This is a genomic window from Shewanella sp. 8A, from assembly GCF_023475945.1.
Lineage (GTDB): Bacteria > Pseudomonadota > Gammaproteobacteria > Enterobacterales > Shewanellaceae > Shewanella > Shewanella xiamenensis.
Genome location: NZ_JAMDJP010000065.1, coordinates 1 through 3,077, shown reverse-complemented (window position 1 = coordinate 3,077; position 3,077 = coordinate 1). Strand labels below are relative to the sequence as shown.

Genomic DNA, 3,077 nt, shown 5'->3' with positions numbered 1-3,077 from the left:
AAAAAATTGAGTTCTTAAAACACTTGTTAAGTGTCTTGAATATTCAAGTCTAAGGCGAGTCCATCTTCTTGGTCGAAGATGAGACAAGTAAAACCAGCTGGTCGCAACGACTCAAGTGGCTCACGCAAGTGAAACCTATTTGGGTTGTATGGTTAAGCGACTAAGCGTATACGGTGGATGCCTTGGCAGTCAGAGGCGATGAAGGACGTAGTAACTTGCGAAAAGCGTTGGCGAGCTAGTAACAAGCATTTGAGCTAACGATGTCCGAATGGGGGAACCCGGCCGCATAAGCGGTCATCATTAAGTGAATACATAGCTTAATGAGGCAAACGAGGGGAACTGAAACATCTAAGTACCCTTAGGAAAAGAAATCAACCGAGATTCCCCTAGTAGCGGCGAGCGAACGGGGATTAGCCCTTAAGTCAGAGGGGTGTTAGTGGAATGGTCTGGAAAGTCCAGCGGCACAGGGTGATAGCCCCGTACACGAAAACTAACCTTTGATGAAAACGAGTAAGGCGGGACACGTGATATCCTGTTTGAATATGGGGGGACCATCCTCCAAGGCTAAATACTCCTGACTGACCGATAGTGAACCAGTACCGTGAGGGAAAGGCGAAAAGAACCCCTGTGAGGGGAGTGAAATAGAACCTGAAACCGTATACGTACAAGCAGTGGGAGCGGTTCTTGAGACCGTGACTGCGTACCTTTTGTATAATGGGTCAGCGACTTACGTTTTGTAGCGAGGTTAAGCGAATAGCGGAGCCGTAGGGAAACCGAGTGTTAACTGCGCGTTTAGTTGCAAGGCGTAGACCCGAAACCCGGTGATCTAGCCATGGGCAGGTTGAAGGTTGAGTAACATCAACTGGAGGACCGAACCGACTAATGTTGAAAAATTAGCGGATGACTTGTGGCTGGGGGTGAAAGGCCAATCAAACCGGGAGATATCTGGTTCTCCTCGAAAGCTATTTAGGTAGCGCCTCGAGCGAATACCATTGGGGGTAGAGCACTGTTAAGGCTAGGGGGTCATCCCGACTTACCAACCCTTTGCAAACTCCGAATACCAATGAGTACTACTCGGGAGACAGACGGCGGGTGCTAACGTCCGTCGTCAAAAGGGAAACAACCCAGACCGTCAGCTAAGGTCCCAAAGTGTATGTTAAGTGGGAAACGATGTGGGAAGGCTTAGACAGCTAGGATGTTGGCTTAGAAGCAGCCATCATTTAAAGAAAGCGTAATAGCTCACTAGTCGAGTCGGCCTGCGCGGAAGATGTAACGGGGCTAAACATACCACCGAAGCTACGGGTGCAATTCATTAGAGTTGCGCGGTAGAGGAGCGTTCTGTAAGCCGTTGAAGGTGAAGGGGTAACCCACACTGGAGGTATCAGAAGTGCGAATGCTGACATGAGTAACGATAAAGGGGGTGAAAAACCCCCTCGCCGAAAGACCAAGGGTTCCTGTCCAACGTTAATCGGGGCAGGGTGAGTCGACCCCTAAGGTGAGGCCGAAAGGCGTAATCGATGGGAAACAGATTAATATTTCTGTACTTCCGCTAACTGCGATGGAGAGACGGAGAAGGCTAGGCTAGCGCGGCGTTGGTAGTCCGCGTTTAAGGTGGTAGGTGGGTGACTTAGGCAAATCCGGGTCACTATACACTGAGAGCTGATGACGAGTCCCCAAGGGGATGAAGTAGTTGATGCCATGCTTCCAGGAAAATCTTCTAAGCTTCAGGTTAGCGGGAATCGTACCCCAAACCGACACAGGTGGTCGGGTAGAGAATACCAAGGCGCTTGAGAGAACTCGGCTGAAGGAACTAGGCAAAATGGTACCGTAACTTCGGGAGAAGGTACGCTCTTGTTGGTGATGAGACTTGCTCTCTAAGCTGACGGGAGTCGCAGATACCAGGTGGCTGCAACTGTTTATCAAAAACACAGCACTGTGCAAACTCGCAAGAGGAAGTATACGGTGTGACGCCTGCCCGGTGCCGGAAGGTTAATTGATTGGGTTATCGCAAGAGAAGCTCATGATCGAAGCCCCGGTAAACGGCGGCCGTAACTATAACGGTCCTAAGGTAGCGAAATTCCTTGTCGGGTAAGTTCCGACCTGCACGAATGGCGTAATGATGGCCACGCTGTCTCCAGCCGAGACTCAGTGAAGTTGAAATTGCGGTGAAGATGCCGTATACCCGCGGCTAGACGGAAAGACCCCGTGAACCTTTACTATAGCTTGGCACTGAACATTGACCCTACATGTGTAGGATAGGTGGGAGACTATGAAGTTGGAACGCTAGTTCTGATGGAGTCGTCCTTGAAATACCACCCTTGTAGTGTTGATGTTCTAACTTGGCCCCATTATCTGGGGTAAGGACAGTGCCTGGTGGGTAGTTTGACTGGGGCGGTCTCCTCCCAAAGAGTAACGGAGGAGCACGAAGGTTGGCTAAGTACGGTCGGACATCGTACGGTTAGTGCAATGGCATAAGCCAGCTTAACTGCGAGACAGACACGTCGAGCAGGTACGAAAGTAGGTCATAGTGATCCGGTGGTTCTGAATGGAAGGGCCATCGCTCAACGGATAAAAGGTACTCCGGGGATAACAGGCTGATACCGCCCAAGAGTTCATATCGACGGCGGTGTTTGGCACCTCGATGTCGGCTCATCACATCCTGGGGCTGAAGTCGGTCCCAAGGGTATGGCTGTTCGCCATTTAAAGTGGTACGCGAGCTGGGTTCAGAACGTCGTGAGACAGTTCGGTCCCTATCTGCCGTGGGCGTTGGATGATTGAGGGGAGTTGCTCCTAGTACGAGAGGACCGGAGTGAACGAACCGCTGGTGTTCGGGTTGTCATGCCAATGGCATTGCCCGGTAGCTATGTTCGGAATCGATAACCGCTGAAAGCATCTAAGCGGGAAGCGAGCCCCAAGATGAGTCATCCCTTGGACTTTAAGTCCACTAAAGAGCCGTTCGAGACTAGGACGTTGATAGGTCAGGTGTGTAAGCGTTGTGAGGCGTTGAGCTAACTGATACTAATGACTCGAGAGGCTTAACCATACAACCCAGATGGGTTTTGCTAAGTAGCACTTAG

General features: G+C 50.8%; 1 rRNA gene. It reads left to right on the top strand.

Going from position 1 to position 3,077, the window contains the following annotated elements:
• Positions 1-150: 150 nt before the first annotated feature.
• A 23S ribosomal RNA gene (locus M0413_RS22465) occupies positions 151-3,043 on the top strand.
• Positions 3,044-3,077 lie beyond the last annotated feature (34 nt).